This is a genomic window from Stenotrophomonas sp. TWI377 (assembly GCF_039674525.1).
In the GTDB taxonomy this organism is placed as follows: Bacteria; Pseudomonadota; Gammaproteobacteria; order Xanthomonadales; family Xanthomonadaceae; genus Stenotrophomonas.
Window position 1 is genome coordinate 1 of the sequence record NZ_JBDJNT010000035.1, and the last position, 16956, is coordinate 16956.

A 16956-nucleotide genomic window follows, 5' to 3' on the forward strand; every position below is an offset into this window, starting at 1 on the left:
GGCCGGCACTACCGGGTTTACGTGCTGCGCCGACCAACGGTCGGCGCCTACCGCGTCACTGACGAACGACCGGGTCAGGCAGGAACCGACCACGCGAGGCAGGAACGACCGGGCCGGGTAGGAACCGACCGTTGGTCGGTTCGCCCTTACGCCACGATCAACCCGAATGACGCCAACGCGGCCGCCGCCTGCCGCTGTGAAATCACCGCTTTCTTGAACAGCTTGGCGTCCATCACGTTGAGCCCGCTGATGTCGGTGCCGCGCAGGTCGGCGCCTTCAAAGCGCGTCAACCGCGTCTGTGCATTGCGCAGGCTGCCGCCGTTGAACACCGCATCGCGGAAATCGCAGCCGGACAGCTCGGCCTCGGAGAAATCCATGCCCTCCAGCTGCGCCTTGCGGAAGGACATCCCGCGCAGGTCCGCGCTGACCAGCAGGCAATCGCGGAATTCCAGCGCCCAGCCGGTCACTTCCTGCAGGTGCGCGCCCGTCAGCTTGCAGTCCTGGAACTGCACCGAGGACAGCGTTGCCCGGCGCCAGTGACTGTTGTTCAGATCGCAGTGCGAGAAACGCGCATCGCTGAGCAGTGCCGAGCTGAAATCGCATTGGCTGCCGCGGCACTTCGTCCACTGGCTTTCTTCCAGTGAGGCCGCCAGCCAGCTCGCGCCGGTGACCGAGCACTGATGGAACTGGTACCCATCCATGTCCAGCCGCGAGAAGTCGCCATGATCGAACGTGCAGTTCTCGAACACGGCTGCCCGCGGATGCGCGGCGATGATGGCCTGCATGCGCTCGCGGGTGAGGGTTTCATCGCGGAAGGTGACAGTGTTCATGCGTCCATTCTGGGTGATGGGCGGCGCAGGCGGCAGTCTTGAAGGCAGCGGCGGAGTGTGTACAGCGTCACCGGCGCGCATGCCGATGTTCGGACCGACGTAGAGCCGACCGTTGGTCGGCTGCCGTTGATGTCGACCCGTGGGGCGACACGTGCAGTCGACCAACGGTCGGCTCTACCGGGTGGGGCGACACGTGCAGCCGACCAACGGTCGGCTCTACCGGGTGGGGCGGAAATTTCGGGTATCCGGCGTCAGCCGAAGGTCCAGAACGGCGCTTTGATCCGCTCGCGCCAGTACGTTTCCCCGGCCAGGTAGAACTTCTGCGCGTAGGCCTTGGCGAACCAACCTGCGGCCGCGTCCAGATCACGTGTCACGCCGGCGCGGCCGCGGCCCAGCAGCAGGCCGCTGAAATACTGCCCGTACACATTGCCCTGGTCGGCCGCCAGCCGATACCAGCGCAGCGCCTCGATACCATCGCGCGGCAGGCCCATCCCGAGTTCGTACATCGCGCCCAGATCCACCTGGGCGTCGGCATCACCGCGCTGCGCACGCCGCTGGATGTCGACGACCAGCGGATGCAGGCTGCCCTCCGGCTGCGCGGCGATCGCCTGCGGCAGCCGCGAGGATTCGGACGGCATGTGGTGGTAGATGGTCGCGCGCAGGTCCCAACGCAGCGCGCTGGCCGCCTCACCGCGTTCGCGATGGAACCTGGCCAGCATCAGCATCGCCATCGGGTTGCCATGCTCGGCAGCGGCGCGATACCAGCGCTCTGCCTTGCGCGGTGAGGCGCGCAGTGCAGTGCCCTGCAGGATGTTCGGGCCGGTGCCATGCAGCAGCTCACCGTGGGTCCAGATCCGGCCCAGGGCCTCTTCGGCCTGGGGGTTGTGGAAGTTCCACGGGGTGACGGCGGCGGCACGTTCGTACCAGGTCACGGCGCGCGGGTCGTTGAAGGTCTCGTAGGTCCTGGCGGCCTCCCAGGCACTGTCGAAGCTGCCATCGGCCGCCTTGGTCTCGATCGACTGCACGATGCTCGCAGGCGTCCGTGACGGGGCGCTGCTGCAGGCGATGAGAGAAAGGGCCAGGGCGATGCCGCCCAGGCGTGTAGCGATGCGTCCAATGCGAGCGGTCATGCCAGCCAGGGGGGTGCAGAAGGACCGTGATTATCGCCCGGCCCCGGAGCGCGGGGTTGTCCGCGGCGGTCGGTTTGGTTGCCATCGCAACAGTTGCACCGCCGCCCAAACCCGGTTACGGTCGGTCCATGTCCTCGTTCCCGGCCACCGCTGTCAGCAATACCAACCGCAATAATCTGCGCGCGAATAATCGTGCGCGGCCGATGCGGGACTGCGACCAGGGCTAGTACAAGCAACACGCCCGGACCCCAGAAAACCCGCATCGACCGATGCGGGTTTTTTTGTGGCCCGGGTTTACCCCCTCCCGGGCCTGGGTGGCCGGTCGAATGCCTGCAATACGTGTATTCCCCCATCATCAGGAGCTGTTCCCATGTGTTCGATTTTCGGTATTTTCGGCCTCCAGGCGGGCGATGACCTCGTCGCATTGCGTCGCCATGCGCTGGACCTGTCGCAGCGCCAGCGCCATCGCGGCCCGGACTGGAGCGGGGTGTACGTCGATGACGGCGCCATCCTGGTCCACGAGCGCCTGGCCATCGTCGACCCCGCCGGTGGCTCGCAGCCGTTGCTCTCCGAAGACGACGGGCTGGCACTGGCGGTCAACGGCGAAATCTACAACCACCGCGAACTGAAGGCCGAGCTGGCCCAGCCGTACGCCTTCCAGACCGGCTCGGACTGCGAGGTGATCAACGCCCTGTACCGCGAAGACAGCCCGGCCTCGTTCCTTAACCGCCTCAACGGCATCTTCGCTTTCGCGTTGTGGGACCGCGCCGCGCAGCGCGTGCTGATCGCCCGTGATCCGATCGGCGTGGTACCGCTGTACTGGGGCCACGACAAGGACGGCCGCCTGGTGGTGGCCTCCGAGCTGAAGTCGCTGGTGGACATCTGCGCTGACGCAGCGCAGTTCCCGCCCGGCCACTGGTATGACAGCGCCACCGAGACGCTGACCCGCTACTACGAACGCCCGTGGCGCGATTACGACGCGGTCGAAGGCGTCGAGGCCGACCGCGTCGAACTGCGTGAGGCCTTCGAGCGTGCGGTGCACCGCCAGCTGATGACCGACGTGCCCTACGGCGTGCTGCTGTCCGGTGGTCTGGATTCGTCGCTGGTTGCGGCGGTGGCCGCGCGTTACGCCCGCCACCGTGTCGAAGATGGTGATCAGAGTGAAGCGTGGTGGCCGCGCCTGCATTCGTTCGCGATCGGCCTGAAAGGCTCGCCGGATCTGGCCGCCGCCGCCATCGCCGCCGAAGCACTTGGCACCGTGCACCACGGCTTCGAGTACACCTTCGAAGAAGGTCTGGATGCGCTGCCGGAAGTGATCCGTCATGTAGAGACCTACGACGTCACCACCATCCGCGCCTCTACGCCGATGTTCCTGCTGGCGCGCCGGATCAAGGCGATGGGCGTGAAAATGGTGCTGTCCGGTGAGGGCAGCGACGAGATCTTCGGTGGCTACCTGTACTTCCACAAGGCGCCGAACGCGCGTGAGTTCCATGAGGAGCTGGTGCGCAAGCTCGATGCACTCAACAACTACGATTGCCTGCGCGCCAACAAGTCGATGATGGCCTGGGGCGTGGAGCCGCGCGTGCCGTTCCTGGATCGCGAGTTCCTCGATGTGGCCATGCGCATCGATGCCAAGCACAAGATGGTCGGGCAGGGCCCTGCCGGTACGCGACGTATCGAGAAGGCGGTGCTGCGCGAAGCCTTCGAAGGCTACCTGCCGGACTCGATCCTGTGGCGCCAGAAGGAGCAGTTCAGCGATGGCGTCGGCTATGGCTGGATCGACGGGCTCAAGGCACATGCCGAGGCCCAGGTCAGTGACCGTGTGATGGCCGCGGCGGACAAGCGCTTCGTGCACAACCCGCCGCAGACCAAGGAAGCCTACTTCTACCGCCACGTCTTCGAGCAGTACTTCCCGACCCAGGCGGCGGCGGAGACCGTACCGGGTGGCAAATCCATCGCATGCTCTTCGCCGGCGGCGATCGCGTGGGACGCCAGCTTTGCCGCGATGGCCGATCCCTCCGGGCGCGCCATCGCCGGCGTGCACGAGCAGGCGCTGGCCTGAGCGATGGCCACACCGCCGCGTCGTCCGCGGTGGTGTGGCGACGCGTGCAGCCCGTAGAATCGCCCCTTCAATCGATGGGGATCGGTCATGGACTCTGACACCACCGGCATGCGTCGCAGCGGCCTGGCCTGGCGCTACCTGGGCTGGGTGGCGTTGCCGCTGGTGATCGGCCTGGGCCTGGCGCGGTTTGCCGGCCCGGCCGTGACCGCACAGGTGGCCCGTGCAGAGTCGTCGCTGGGGGCCGACTGGGCCGCGCATCTGCATGCGCCGCTCGGTCTGTTCCTGTTGCAGTTGCTGGTGTTGCTGATGGTCGCCAAGGGCGCGGGCTGGGTGTTCCGTCGCCTGGGCCAGCCGGGGGTGATCGGTGAGATGGCGGCCGGCCTGATGATGGGGCCGCTGGTGCTGGGCGCCGTGTTGCCCCAGGTGCATGGCGTGCTGTTCCCCGCAGCCTCGCTTGGCTCGCTCGGCCTGCTCAGCCAGCTCGGCGTGCTGATGTTCCTGCTGGTCGCCGGGGCGGAGCTGGATCTGGGCGGGCTGCGGGGGCGTCGTCGTTTCGCCTTCGTGGTCAGTCATGCCGGTATCGCGGTGCCGTTCTTGCTGGGCGTGGGGCTGGCGATCTGGCTGTACGGGGCGCACGCACCACCGGGTGTGGGCTTCACCGGCTTCGCCTTGTTCGTGGGTATTTCATTGAGCATCACGGCGTTCCCCGTGCTGCTGCGCATCCTGGCCGACCGTGGCATGACCGGCACGCCGCTGGGCCAGACCGCGATCGCCTGCGCCGCGCTCGGTGATGCCACCGCATGGTGCCTGCTGGCCCTGATCGTCGCTGCCGCGCAATCGCAGGGCTGGGTGCCCGCGACGATCAACCTGGTCTGCGTGGTCGCCTTCGTCGCGCTGATGCTGGGCGTGGTGCGCCCGTGGTTCTCGCGCCTGGTGATCGCACCGGGCCAGGAAGGGCGCTGGCTGCTGATCATGCTGTTGATGGCGCTGGGCTGCGCCTTGGTCACCGAAATGCTGGGCATCCACGCGCTGTTCGGCGCGTTCGCGGCGGGCGTGGCGGTCTCGGGCAACGCCACCTTGCGGCATACCGTGGCCGAGCGTGTCGAGCCGTTCGCGGTCACATTGCTGCTGCCGCTGTTCTTCGCCATGACCGGCCTGCGCATGCGCGCCGATGCACTGCAGGCCAGCGACCTGGTGCTGTGCCTGATCGTGATCGCGGTCGCCACGCTGGGCAAACTGATCGGCACCTGGAGCGCCGCGCGCAGCGCCGGTATGGACAATCATGAAGCCTGGAAGCTGGGGGCCCTGATGAACACCCGCGGCCTGATGGAGCTGATCGTGCTTAACCTGGGCTACGAGCTGGGCTTCCTCGGCGACCGCCTGTTTGCCGTGCTGGTGATCATGGCCCTGGTGACCACGGCCATGACCGGGCCATTGCTGAATGCGATGGAGCGTTGGAAGCGGCGGTAGGCCCGTAAGGGCCGCTACCGCCCCTGATCATTTCGCGGGAACCAGCGTCAGCGTATACGCGGTCTCGCCCGGCAGGAACGGGGTAGGTGCTCCCTTCACCCAGGCGTCGTGTCCGGCGCCCCAGAAGGGAGACAGCGGGTGACCGCTCTGCCCACCGGGCATGTGGATCAAGCCCTCGCTTTCGTGGCCGGGGGACACCACCATCCGCTGCGACGCCCCAAACGCGGGCCCCTGCACGCGGGGCATGTCGCGGTCGCCGGGCAACGGATCGGTGGGCATGCACAGCCATCGTCCGGCGAGGCTGGGCAGGGCGCGACGGACCGGGTGACAGATCGTGGCGGTGTTGCGTTCGCCCCACGTACGCGCGTCCAGCGGTCCCTGACTGCTCAGGTCTGCCTCCAGGGCCTTGGCGGTATCGGTCAACAGCGCAGTCCAGCTGGCATACGGGGGCGGCAGCAGATGTGCCGGCCGCTCGTTCACCAATGGCCACAATACGCCTTCGAACTGCCCCAGCCGCGGCTCCAGATACGCGTCCCCGAGTTGTGCTTTCGCTGGCGCGAGCAGGCCTTCGCCAACGCGGTCGATCAGCATCCCGCGGAAACCGCGGGTGATCCGGTAGCTGACCGAATCGACGGCCGCATGGCCTTCCCATCGCCGGGTGGCGACTTCAAGCCGCTGCAGGGCAGGGTCGCCGCTGGCGGTGACAACCTCGCGCAGCAGGTGCCACCAGCGCGTGAGCAACAGGGCGCGATCATCGAGCTGGATCGCCAGCAGGTCGGCTTCGGTGAAGCGCTCCTTCGCCATCAGGCCATCGCGGATCTGCCGCCCGCGTGCACCGAGGTCGTAACCACCATTTCCGGCAATGGCCAAGGCGTCCCCGTCGAGCACGCGGCCGTTGGCGGTCCACAGCCGATGCGTGGGTGGATCGATCAATGCAGGCGAGCCATCGCTGCGGATCGCCCAAGGCGTGCAGCTTGCAGGTGCTGTGGTCGTATTGCCGCTCGGCGGGCAGTCCGCAGCGCGGTCAGGGCGTGTGCCGATCAACCGCCAGGCGATGCGACCGCTGCGGTCAGCGATCACCAGATTCTGTGCCGGAATGCCGCTGCGGTCGGCTACGTGGAAGGCCTCCTCAAGCGTCGCCGCGCGCGCCATCTCGGCGAAGTCCAGTTTTATCGCACCGGGAAGCTGCGCCGTCCAGCGCAGGGCCTCGCCACTGCCGTCCGGCTGTGTGTGCAGCAGCGGCCCCCAGTCGGTCTCGCGCACCCGCAGCGTCACCGGCGCTTGACCGGCGACGCGGATACGCTCCTCATGCGTGGTGATGCCCGGCGCATTGGCGGGCACGCTGCGGAAATCGGCGGTGTCGATGTAGCTGTTGGTGAAGCCCCAGGCCACGTGCCCGTTGCTGCCGACCACGATGGCCGGTAGGCCGGGCAGCGAGAAGCCACTGACATCAACGCGGCCGTCGGGTGCCTGCGGATCGGGATAGCGCAGCCGTACCCGGAACCAGAGATTCGGCGCGCGCAGTCCCAGGTGCATGTCGTCGGCGACGATGGCGCGACCGTCCGCGGTCAATGCACCGGACACGGCGAAGTTGTTGCTGCCCAGCACGTCGGGGTCCAGATGACCGGCCGTGGCGGCGCGGGTTGCCTGCGCCGTATCGGGTTGTCGCAGGTTGAGCGCAGTGGCGTCCGGTAGCGGTGCGTTGCCGCGCGCCGCGCCGAACAGGGGGGCATCCCATTCGCTGCCATCGTGGCTGAGCAGCGCATACAGTGCCGGTGGCACCACCGCGCGGACCCGCGCCATCGCCAGTTCGTTCTGATTGGTCGGGTCCTGCAGGTCGGCATACATCGCCAGCCCGGTCAGCACGCTGTCTTCGGCACGCCACGGGGCGGGCGTCTGGCGCAGCAGCAGATAGGGCCAAGGCCGTACCCGAAGATCCGCGACGCCTTGGTTGATGCCATCCACATAGGCCTGTAAGGCAGTGGCGCTGCTGCCCATGGCAACATCCAGATGGGCCTCGGTTCGCGCCCGCAGCCGGTGCACCCGCATGCGCTTGTCCATCTCGATCGCCGCCGGCCCGAACAGCTCGGCCAACTCGCCAGCCGCGGTCCGGCGCACCAGGTCCATCTCGAAGTAACGCTCCTGCGCATGCACCAGCCCCAGCGCCCGCATCGCATCGACCTGGCTTCCGGCCTCGATGGTGACCACGCCCAGCGCGTCACGGGTGATGTTCACGGGCGCCGCGAGGCCGGTCATGGCCTGCTTGCCTTCCAGCATGGGCAGGCTGCCACGCAGCAGCCACCACACCATGAAAACCGTCGCCAGCGTCAGTATCAGCACCCCCCAGACCAACCGCTTCAGCCAATGCCGCATCCTGCGCATCCCCTTGTAGGTGTGGTTCGATTGTAGGGGAGGCGTGAACGCCCTGTGCACGCCGAGCGATACGCAACTGCAACTGATTCCGATTAGATCACCGGAATTTTAGATAGGGCACCATGCGCGCATTGATTCATCAGGAGCACCCCCCATGAAAGGCAACCCGGACGTCATCGCCTGCTTGAAGGAACTGCTGCGTGGCGAGTTGGCCGCGCGCGACCAGTACTTCATCCATTCGCGCCGCTACGAAGACCAGGGCCTGTTCGCGCTCTATGAGCGCCTCAACCACGAAATGGAAGAAGAGACCCAGCACGCCGATGCGCTGCTGCGCCGGATTCTCTTCCTCGGCGGCGACCCGGACATGCGCCCGCATGGGTTCGAGCCCGGCGTGACCGTGGAAGAGATGCTGCAGAAGGACCTGGAGACCGAGTACAGCGTCCGTGACAACCTGGCCGCCGGCATGAAACTGTGCGAACAGCATCAAGACTACGTCAGCCGCGACATGCTGCTGGTGCAGTTGAAGGACACCGAAGAAGACCACGCCTGGTGGCTGGAGCAGCAGCTGGGCCTGATCAAGCGCATCGGCCTGGCGCTGTACCAGACCAGCAAGATGGATGCGAAGGGCACCGCTGCGCATTGAGTGGGTGCGTTCCGGTCTTCCGGGGAGCCGGCCAGCGGCCGGCACTACCGGTGCCACGGCATCGGGTTCCGCACGCCAGCCAGCCTTCGCCAGCCAGCGGCTGAACCCTCGTCCGCCTGCCAGCTTCTGCCAGCCAGCCGACGTTGAGACGATCAGAAAGGCCGGGGAACCCGGCCTTTTCTGTGGGTGCAACAAAAAAACGGCCGGGTTTCCCCGGCCGTTCCGATTCACGTCAGCACCGCGACGCTTACTCCACCGCCAGCCCTTCCACCTTCTGCCAACCACGCGGCAGCAGGTGGCCACGGGTCGCGCGGGTGCCCAGGTAGGTGTCCAGATCCTTGAACGACAGGTTCATGGTGCGCTGGCCGCTGCGCACCAGCAGCGTGTTGCCCGGCGCCACCGATACCACCGCGACCACGCGCTCGGTCGCGAGCTTGGCCTTGGGGATGTCGATGATCTTGTTGCCCTTGCCCTTGTCCAGTTCCGGCAGGTCGCTGGCCGCGATCGCCAGCAGGTTGCCCGAGCTGGTCACGGCCACGATGCGATCCGTCTCCGGATTGGCCACCACGGCCGGGGTCAGCACCTTGGAGCCGGAGGTCAGGTTGAGCATCGCCTTGCCGGCCTTGTTGCGGCCGGTGAGGTTCTCGAAGCGGGTCACGAAGCCATAGCCGTGCGTGGAGGCCAGCACGAAGCGCGTGTTGTTCTCGCCACTGGCCAGGGTCATGAAGGCGCTGCCCGGCGCCGGCGAGAAGCGACCGGTCAGCGGTTCGCCGTTGCCGCGGGCCGAGGGCAGGGTGTGGATCAGGGTCGAATAGGCCCGGCCCTCGCTGTCCAGGAACGCCACCTGCTGCGTGCTGCGTGCGCGCACCGAACCGAGCAGCGCATCGCCATCACGGTAGGACAGGGTGGACGGGTCCATGTCGTGGCCCTTGGCCGCACGGATCCAGCCCTTCTCCGAGAGCACCACCGTCATCGGCTCGCTCGGCACCAGCTCGGTTTCATCGATGGCCTGCGCCGCGCCACGCTGCACCAGCGGCGAACGACGGTCATCGCCGAACTTCTTGGCATCGGCCACCAGCTCATCGCGGATCAGCTTCTTCAGCTTGGCCTTGCTCTCCAGGATGCCGACGATCTTGTCGCGCTCCTTGGCCAGCTCGTCCTGCTCGCCGCGGATCTTCATCTCTTCCAGGCGGGCCAGCTGCTTCAGCTTGGTTTCCAGGATGTACTCGGCCTGTTCCTCGCTCAGCGCGAAGCGCGCGATCAGCGCCGGCTTGGCTTCGTCCTCGGTGCGGATGATGTGGATCACTTCATCCAGGTTGAGGAAGGCGATCAGCAAGCCATCCAACATATGCAGGCGGCGCTCGACCTTCTGCAGGCGATGGTTGAGGCGGCGGGTCACGGTGGTGCTGCGGAACTGCAGCCACTCGCTGAGCAGGGTCTTGAGGTTCTTGACCTGCGGGCGGCCGTCCAGGCCGATCACATTGAGATTGACCCGGTAGCTGCGCTCCAGATCGGTGGTGGCGAACAGGTGGCCCATCAGCTGCTCGGCGTCCACGCGGTTGGAGCGCGGTACCAGCACCACGCGCACCGGGTTGGCGTGGTCGGACTCATCGCGGATGTCCTCCAGCCACGGCAGCTTCTTGGCGCGCATCTGCGCGGCGATCTGCTCGATCACCTTCGACGGCGACACCTGGAACGGCAGCGCGTTGACCACGATGTTGCCGTTCTCCTTCAGGAAGGTGGAACGCGCCCGCACGCTGCCGTAGCCGGTCTCATACATGGTGCGCAGATCGGCGATCGGGGTGATGATCTCGGCGAAGCTCGGATAGTCCGGCCCCTTCACGTGCTCGCACAGGTCGGTGACCGTCGCATCCGGGTCATCGAGCAGGTGCAGCAGCGCGCTGACGATCTCGTTGAGGTTGTGCGGCGGCACGTCGGTGGCCATGCCCACGGCGATGCCGGTGGTGCCATTGAGCAGCAGGTGCGGCAGGCGCGCCGGCATCCAGGTCGGCTCTTCCAGCGTGCCGTCGAAGTTCGGCGTCCAGTCGGTGGTGCCCTGGTTGATCTCGCCCAGCAGCACTTCGGCGATCGGGGTCAGCTTGGACTCGGTGTAGCGCATCGCCGCGAACGACTTGGGATCATCGGTCGAGCCGAAGTTGCCCTGGCCTTCGATCAGCGGGTAGCGGTACGAGAACGGCTGGGCCATCAGCACCAGCGCTTCGTAGCAGGCGCTGTCGCCATGCGGGTGGTACTTGCCGATCACGTCACCGACGGTACGCGCGGACTTCTTCGGCTTGGAGGCGGCATTCAGGCCCAGCTCGCTCATCGCATAGATGATGCGGCGCTGCACCGGCTTGAGACCGTCGCCGAGGAACGGCAGTGCGCGGTCGAGCACCACGTACATCGAGTAGTCCAGGTACGCCCGTTCGGCGTACTCGCGCAGGGGCAGCTGTTCAAAGCCGTGGAACGCGGGGCGGGCAAGATCGGTCATGCGGGATTGTTACCTGTGGCAAGGGACGGCGACGGCTGTCGCCCTCGCAGGCGGATGATTATCCGGATGCGGCCGGGGATGCCAAGCCGCGTGATGGGTTCAGGGGGTGTCCGCTGCGCGCCAGATAGCGCCCGGGCGGGCTGCCGAAGTGGCGGCGGAACACGGTGACGAAGGCGCTGGGGCTGCTGAACCCCAGTTCGTGCGCGATATCGGACACGCTCTGGCCATCGGACAGCCGGCGCAGCCCCTCGGCCAGCCGGGCCTGCTGGCGCCATTGCGCAAAGCTGAGCGTGGTTTCATCGCGGAAGTGCCGGGTCAGTGTACGCGGCGACAGCCCGGCCCACCGGGCCCATTGCTCCAGGCTGCGGCCGTCGGCCGGGTCGGCGATCAGCTGCGAGGCGATCCGCAGCAGGCGCCGGTCCTGCGGCATCGGCAGGTGCATGCGCTGGCGCGGCGCATTGCGGATCTCGTCCAGCAGGACCTCGATCATGTGCTGCTGGCGCAGGCTCGGCTCGGCCGCGGGCACCCACGCGGTGACGCGCAGCGAAAGCGCCTGCAGGAGATCGGAAATGGCCAGCACGCAGGGTTCGTCGGGCAGGTCACAGGCCATCGGTGCGCTCACGATCACGCCCCAGCCACGCAGCGGCCCGCAGATATCCACCGTATGCGGCTCGCCCGGCGGCATCCAGCCGGCACAGCCCGGTGGCAGCGACCAGGTGCCGTGGCGGGTGCGGGTGGTCAGCAGCCCGGCCTCCACGCAGATCAGCTGGGCGCGCCGGTGCTGGTGCCAGTCGATCTCGCGTTCCAGCCCCTTGGGGCTCTCGATGCGGAAGCCGAGCACGCCCAGCCCGTCGTCCCGTTCGAACCAGTCCAGGACCTGGTTGCGGATCATCTGGGTGGCGTCGGTCTCCAGCGCTGGCCTGAAAGTGTTATCCATTGTCCAAATTGTAATACCCGGCCAGTGGCGGGCGCCATTAAGGTAGCGACCTCCCCATTGTCCTGATTGCTGCAACACAGCATTTGGTTCCAGATTGAATATTTCTATTGAGAAATATATTTTTTGGAAGAGAATGCTCACCCATGATCTGCCCTGATGCCCATCCCCCCAGCTTCGGACTCCTGCTGCGCCAAGTGCGCGATGGCCTGGTCCGTCAGCTAGACACGTCGATGGCCGAGGAAAACCTCGGTATTGGCTTCACCCACTATCTCGGTCTGAAGGTACTCGCGGCGCGTGCCCCGTGCACCGCCAACGAGTTGGCCCAGGCCCTGGACCAGGTGCCCAGCGCGGTCACCCGCCTGCTGGACAAGCTGGAAGCCTTGGACTGCGTGCGGCGCGAGCCGCACGCCCAGGACCGACGGGCGCTGCAGATCGTGCTGACCGAGCCGGGCCGCCAGTTGTGGGCCCGCCTCAAACAGCGGGGCGACCAGACCATCGACGACGCCATGCGTGATCTGTCTCCGGACGAACGCGCGCAGCTGCTTTCCCTCATGACCCGTGTACGCGACTCACTGGTAACGCCATGACTTCCATGTTTGAACGTTCTTATTCACTGCGCCCACTGCGGCCGGTGCTGGTCTCCGCGCTGGCGCTTGCGCTGGCCGCGTGTGCCAGCAGCCGCGGCCTGGAGCCGCAGGGCCGTCTGCTGGATGCCGACAGCCTGCAGGCCCAGCGCACCCTGGCCGGCAACGGCCTGAGCCAGCCCGGCTGGCCAGCCACGGACTGGTGGCGCGCGCTGGGCGATCCGCAGCTGGACGCGTTGATCGCCGAAGGCCTGCAGCGCAATCCGGGGCTGGACGCGGCCGATGCACGCCTGCGCCAGGCGCGTGCCCAGATCGGCACCGCCCGCGCCGACCGCCTGCCCAGCGTCTCCGCCTCCGGTGGCTACACCGGCGTACGCCTGCCCGAATCGATGGTCGGCGACGAGCTCGGTGGCAGCTATGCCGGCAGCGGCCAGGCCTACCTGAGCTTCAGCTACGGCATCGACCTGTGGGGTGGCAAGCGCGCCGCCTGGGAAGCGGCCGTGGACAGCGGTCATGCCGCCGAAGTGGACGCCCAGGCCGCACGCCTGAATCTCTCGGCCGCCATCGCCGAGGCGTATGCACAGCTCGGTTACGCATGGACGCTGCATGACGTGGCCAGCGAAGAACTGGCGCGCTCGCAGAAGACCCTGGACCTGACCCGTCAGCGGCGCGCCGCTGGCATCGACAGTGACCTGCAGACCCGCCAGGCCGAAGCCCGTATTCCGGCCGCGCAGCAGCAACAGCAGGCCGCGCAGCAGCAGATCGACGAAGCCCGCACCGCGCTCGCCGCGCTGGTCGGGCAGGGCCCCGACCGGGGCCTGCAGATCGTGCGCCCGCAGGTGTTGAACCCGCTGGCCCTGCAGCTGCCCGGCGTGCTGCCGAGCGAACTGCTCGGCCGTCGCCCGGACATCGTCGCCGCGCGCTGGCGCGTGGAAGCAGCCAACCGCGAGATCCACGCGGCCAAGGCCGCGTTCTATCCCAGCCTCAACCTGACCGCCCTGGGTGGCGTGGTTTCCAGTGAAGTGGACCAGCTGCTCAAGAGTGGCTCGACGTTCGCCTTCCTCGGCCCGGCACTGAGTCTGCCGATCTTCGACGGTGGCCGCCTGCGCGCCAACCTGGGCAAGACCGACGCGCAATACGACCTGGCCGTGGCTGACTACAACCAGTCCGTGCTCAACGCGCTGCGCGATGTTGCCGACCAGGTCAATGCGGTGCGCTCACTGGCCGATCAGGCCAGTGCCCAGGCCCAGGCCGTCAGCACCGCACGTGCCGCCCATGATCTGGCCGAACAGCGCTACCGCGCCGGCATCGGCAGCTACCTGGATGTGCTCAGCGTCGAAGAGCAGTTGCTGGTCTCCCAGCAGCGGCTGGCCGAACTGCAGTCGCGTCAGATCCTTGTTTCGGTCCGCCTGAGCCAGGCGTTGGGCGGTGGCTTCACCCCGACCAGCGATGCCGCCACGGTCGCCGCCACCCCCGAATCCTCGCATTCCTGAGAGTCATCCCCATGAGTCAGACCTCCGCTCCCGCTGCCGAGAAGGCAGCTCCCTCCCGTCGTGGCAAGCTGCTGCGCGGCCTGCTGGTCATCGTGGTGCTGCTGCTGGCCGCGCTGGCCCTGTGGTACTTCATGTTCGGCCGCTGGTTCGAAGAAACCGACGATGCCTACGTGCAGGGCAACCAGGTCCAGATCACCCCGCTGATCAGCGGCACCGTGGTCGGGATCAACGCCGATGACGGCATGCGCGTCGAGCGCGGCCAGCTGCTGGTCCAGCTGGACCCGGCCGACACCGAAGTGGCCCTGCAGCAGGCCGAAGCCAACCTCGCCAAGACGGTCCGCCAGGTGCGCGGTCTGTACCGCAGCGTGGAAGGGGCCCAGGCTGAATTGAACGCGCGCCAGGTCACCCTCAAGCGCGTGCGCGAGGACTTCAACCGTCGTAAGGACCTGGCCAGCAGCGGCGCGATCTCCAACGAAGAACTGGCGCACGCCCGCACCGAGCTGGCGGCTGCCGAAGCCGCCGTGGCCGGTTCGCGCGAGACCTTCGAGCAGAGCAACGCGCTGGTCGATGACACCGTGATCGCCACCCAGCCCGACGTGCAGGCTGCTGCCGCGCAGCTGCGCCAGGCCTACCTCAACAATGCCCGCGCCGGCATCGTCGCGCCGGTCACCGGTTACGTGGCGCGTCGTTCGGTGCAGGTCGGCCAGCGCGTGCAGCCGGGCAATGCCCTGATGGCCGTGGTGCCGACCGAGCAGATGTGGGTGGAAGCCAACTTCAAGGAAACCCAGCTGCGCCACATGCGCCTGGGCCAGGAAGTGGAGCTGCGTTCGGACCTGTACGGCGGCGATGTGACCTACAAGGGCCGCATCGACAGCCTCGGCCTGGGCACCGGTTCGGCGTTCTCGCTGCTGCCGGCGCAGAACGCCAGCGGCAACTGGATCAAGATCGTGCAGCGCGTGCCGGTGCGCATCGCCATCGATGCCAAGCAGCTGGCCGAGCATCCGCTGCGCATCGGTCTGTCGATCAAGGCCGAAGTGAGCCTGCGTGACCAGAAGGGCACCGTGCTGCCGACCGACATCGCCAAGGGCCAGGTGTTCGATACCGACGTCTACGCCAAGCAGCTGCACAGCGCTGACGATGTGATCCACCAGATCATCCAGCGCAACCTGCCGCAGCAGGGCAAGGCGAGCTGAGGCCACCATGTCCGCACAAGCTCCCGCCGCACCGGGCGCCCCCGCGGCCCCCGGCACGGCCTTCCGGCCGGCCAACGTCGCCCTGTGCACCGCAGGCCTGGCGATGGCCTCGTTCATGCAGGTCCTGGACACCACCATCGCCAACGTCTCGTTGCCGACCATCGCCGGCAATCTCGGCGCCAGTTCGCAGCAGGCCACCTGGGTCATCACCTCGTTCGCGGTCAGCACCGCCATCGCGCTGCCGCTGACCGGCTACCTCAGCCGGCGCTTCGGCGAGACCAAGCTGTTCGTGTGGGCCACGCTGGCCTTTACCCTGGCTTCGCTGCTGTGCGGCCTGGCCCAGAGCATGGGCATGCTGGTCGTTTCACGTGCCATCCAGGGCTTCGTCGCCGGCCCGATGTACCCCATCACGCAGAGCCTGCTGGTCTCGCTCTATCCGCGCGAGAAGCGCGGGCAGGCGCTGGCGTTGCTGGCCATGATCACCGTGGTCGCGCCGATCGCCGGCCCGATCCTCGGTGGCTGGATCACCGACAACTACAGTTGGGAATGGATCTTCCTGATCAACGTGCCACTCGGCATCTTCGCGGCGCTGGTGGTGGGCAACCAGCTCAAGGGGCGCCCCGAACACGTCGAAAAGCCGAAGATGGATTACGTCGGCCTGATCACCCTGGTGATCGGCGTGGGCGCGCTGCAGCTGGTGCTCGATCTGGGCAACGACGAAGACTGGTTCAGTTCGACCAAGATCGTCGTGCTGGCCTGTGTGTCGGTGGTGGCGCTGGCGGTGTTCCTGATCTGGGAACTGACCGACAAGGATCCCATCGTCGATCTGCGCCTGTTCCGGCACCGCAACTTCCGCGCCGGGACGCTGGCGATGGTGGTGGCCTACGCGGCCTTCTTCAGCGTGGCGCTGCTGATTCCGCAATGGCTGCAGCGTGACATGGGCTACACCGCGATCTGGGCCGGCCTGGCGACCGCGCCGATCGGCGTGTTGCCGGTGATCATGACGCCGTTCGTGGGCAAGTACGCCTCGCGGTTCGACATGCGCATGCTGGCCACGATCGCCTTCATCTTCCTGTCCTTCACCAGCTTCCTGCGCTCGGGCTTCAACCTGCAGGTGGACTTCGGCCACGTGGCCGGCATCCAGCTGATCATGGGTATCGGCGTGGCGTTGTTCTTCATGCCGGTGCTGCAGATCCTGCTGTCGGATCTGGACGGTCGCGAGATCGCCGCCGGTTCCGGCCTGGCCACCTTCCTGCGCACGCTGGGCGGCAGCTTCGCCGCCTCGCTGACGACATGGCTGTGGGCACGCCGTACCCAGGAGCACCATGCGCATCTGACCGAGCACATCTCCGGTTACACCCCCGGCATGCAGGACCAGGTGACCGCGATGGGGCAGGGCGACCTGCAGCATGGCGCGGCGGCGCTCAACAACATGATCAACCACCAGGCCTCGCAGATGGGTTTCAACGACATCTTCTTCCTGCTGGGCTGGATCTTCCTGGCCATCATCGCCTTCCTGTGGCTGGCCAAGCCGCCGTTCGGTGCAGGGGCGGGCGCTGCCTCGGCCGGTGGGCACTGAGCACGTGATACGTTGAAACGAAAAACCCCGCTGAAAGGCGGGGTTTTTTTTGTTACCGGACGGTAGAAACGAAAAAACCCGCTTGCGCGGGTTTGATCATTTTCTGAGTCATGGTGCCCAGGAGAGGACTCGAACCTCCACGAAGTTGCCCCCGCTAGCACCTGAAGCTAG

At 67.0% G+C, this 16956-nt stretch carries 12 protein-coding genes; 7 read left to right on the forward strand and 5 right to left on the reverse strand.

Annotated elements, in window-relative coordinates; all coding sequences use genetic code 11:
- Window positions 1-146 precede the first annotated feature (146 nt).
- Complete coding sequence (locus ABE546_RS18270) at window positions 147-830, reverse strand: pentapeptide repeat-containing protein (RefSeq protein ID WP_313217733.1); 684 nt, start codon at window positions 828-830, stop codon at window positions 147-149.
- 251 nt (window positions 831-1081) lie between these two features.
- The gene (locus ABE546_RS18275) at window positions 1082-1960 is read right to left on the reverse strand and encodes a tetratricopeptide repeat protein (protein WP_346464640.1); all 879 of its coding nucleotides are present in this window, start codon (window positions 1958-1960) and stop codon (window positions 1082-1084) included.
- A gap of 370 nt (window positions 1961-2330) precedes the next feature.
- On the opposite strand from ABE546_RS18275, the gene asnB reads away from it, so the two are divergent.
- Together asnB and ABE546_RS18285 are read left to right on the forward strand one after the other, a co-directional pair.
- Complete coding sequence (gene asnB, locus ABE546_RS18280) at window positions 2331-4022, forward strand: asparagine synthase B (RefSeq protein ID WP_346464641.1); 1692 nt, start codon at window positions 2331-2333, stop codon at window positions 4020-4022.
- Between the two features lie 87 nt (window positions 4023-4109).
- Window positions 4110-5492, forward strand: a complete 1383-nt coding sequence (locus ABE546_RS18285; protein ID WP_346464642.1) for a cation:proton antiporter — start codon at window positions 4110-4112, stop codon at window positions 5490-5492.
- A 27-nt stretch (window positions 5493-5519) separates the two neighbouring features.
- Here ABE546_RS18285 and ABE546_RS18290 read toward each other — a convergent pair whose 3' ends face one another.
- Window positions 5520-7865, reverse strand: a complete 2346-nt coding sequence (locus tag ABE546_RS18290; protein WP_346464643.1) for a penicillin acylase family protein — start codon at window positions 7863-7865, stop codon at window positions 5520-5522.
- A 154-nt stretch (window positions 7866-8019) separates the two neighbouring features.
- Between ABE546_RS18290 and bfr the strand changes: the two genes are divergently transcribed.
- A complete protein-coding gene (gene bfr, locus ABE546_RS18295) occupies window positions 8020-8508 on the forward strand; it encodes a bacterioferritin (RefSeq protein WP_346464644.1) in 489 nt (162 codons plus the stop codon).
- 247 nt (window positions 8509-8755) lie between these two features.
- Here the strand turns inward: bfr and parC are convergent, their stop codons facing one another.
- Entirely contained in the window at window positions 8756-10999 is a 2244-nt protein-coding gene (parC, locus tag ABE546_RS18300) for a DNA topoisomerase IV subunit A (protein WP_346464645.1), read from the reverse strand.
- A gap of 58 nt (window positions 11000-11057) precedes the next feature.
- Complete coding sequence (locus ABE546_RS18305) at window positions 11058-11936, reverse strand: helix-turn-helix transcriptional regulator (RefSeq protein WP_346464646.1); 879 nt, start codon at window positions 11934-11936, stop codon at window positions 11058-11060.
- A gap of 143 nt (window positions 11937-12079) precedes the next feature.
- Between ABE546_RS18305 and ABE546_RS18310 the strand changes: the two genes are divergently transcribed.
- The 4 genes from ABE546_RS18310 to ABE546_RS18325 are packed head-to-tail and all read left to right on the forward strand — an operon-like array spanning window position 12080 to window position 16785.
- Window positions 12080-12523, forward strand: a complete 444-nt coding sequence (locus ABE546_RS18310) for a MarR family transcriptional regulator (RefSeq protein WP_088433075.1) — start codon at window positions 12080-12082, stop codon at window positions 12521-12523.
- A 5-nt stretch (window positions 12524-12528) separates the two neighbouring features.
- The gene (locus ABE546_RS18315; RefSeq protein WP_346464647.1) at window positions 12529-14013 is read left to right on the forward strand and encodes an efflux transporter outer membrane subunit; all 1485 of its coding nucleotides are present in this window, start codon (window positions 12529-12531) and stop codon (window positions 14011-14013) included.
- Window positions 14014-14024: 11 nt separating this feature from the next.
- Window positions 14025-15206 carry a multidrug efflux MFS transporter periplasmic adaptor subunit EmrA gene (emrA, locus tag ABE546_RS18320; protein WP_123728786.1) on the forward strand — a complete coding sequence of 394 codons (1182 nt, stop codon included), beginning with the start codon at window positions 14025-14027 and terminating at the stop codon, window positions 15204-15206.
- A 7-nt stretch (window positions 15207-15213) separates the two neighbouring features.
- Window positions 15214-16785 carry a DHA2 family efflux MFS transporter permease subunit gene (locus tag ABE546_RS18325; RefSeq protein ID WP_176989939.1) on the forward strand — a complete coding sequence of 524 codons (1572 nt, stop codon included), beginning with the start codon at window positions 15214-15216 and terminating at the stop codon, window positions 16783-16785.
- Window positions 16786-16956: the final 171 nt, after the last annotated feature.

Bases quoted from the DNA above. Each gene is read 5' to 3' on its own strand.
- ABE546_RS18270 (WP_313217733.1), bottom strand. From the start codon at position 830: ATGAACACTGTCACCTTCCGCGATGAAACCCTCACCCGCGAGCGCATG.
- ABE546_RS18275 (WP_346464640.1), bottom strand. From the start codon at position 1,960: ATGACCGCTCGCATTGGACGCATCGCTACACGCCTGGGCGGCATCGCC.
- asnB (WP_346464641.1), top strand. From the start codon at position 2,331: ATGTGTTCGATTTTCGGTATTTTCGGCCTCCAGGCGGGCGATGACCTC.
- ABE546_RS18285 (WP_346464642.1), top strand. From the start codon at position 4,110: ATGGACTCTGACACCACCGGCATGCGTCGCAGCGGCCTGGCCTGGCGC.
- ABE546_RS18290 (WP_346464643.1), bottom strand. From the start codon at position 7,865: ATGCGGCATTGGCTGAAGCGGTTGGTCTGGGGGGTGCTGATACTGACG.
- bfr (WP_346464644.1), top strand. From the start codon at position 8,020: ATGAAAGGCAACCCGGACGTCATCGCCTGCTTGAAGGAACTGCTGCGT.
- parC (WP_346464645.1), bottom strand. From the start codon at position 10,999: ATGACCGATCTTGCCCGCCCCGCGTTCCACGGCTTTGAACAGCTGCCC.
- ABE546_RS18305 (WP_346464646.1), bottom strand. From the start codon at position 11,936: ATGGATAACACTTTCAGGCCAGCGCTGGAGACCGACGCCACCCAGATG.
- ABE546_RS18310 (WP_088433075.1), top strand. From the start codon at position 12,080: ATGATCTGCCCTGATGCCCATCCCCCCAGCTTCGGACTCCTGCTGCGC.
- ABE546_RS18315 (WP_346464647.1), top strand. From the start codon at position 12,529: ATGTTTGAACGTTCTTATTCACTGCGCCCACTGCGGCCGGTGCTGGTC.
- emrA (WP_123728786.1), top strand. From the start codon at position 14,025: ATGAGTCAGACCTCCGCTCCCGCTGCCGAGAAGGCAGCTCCCTCCCGT.
- ABE546_RS18325 (WP_176989939.1), top strand. From the start codon at position 15,214: ATGTCCGCACAAGCTCCCGCCGCACCGGGCGCCCCCGCGGCCCCCGGC.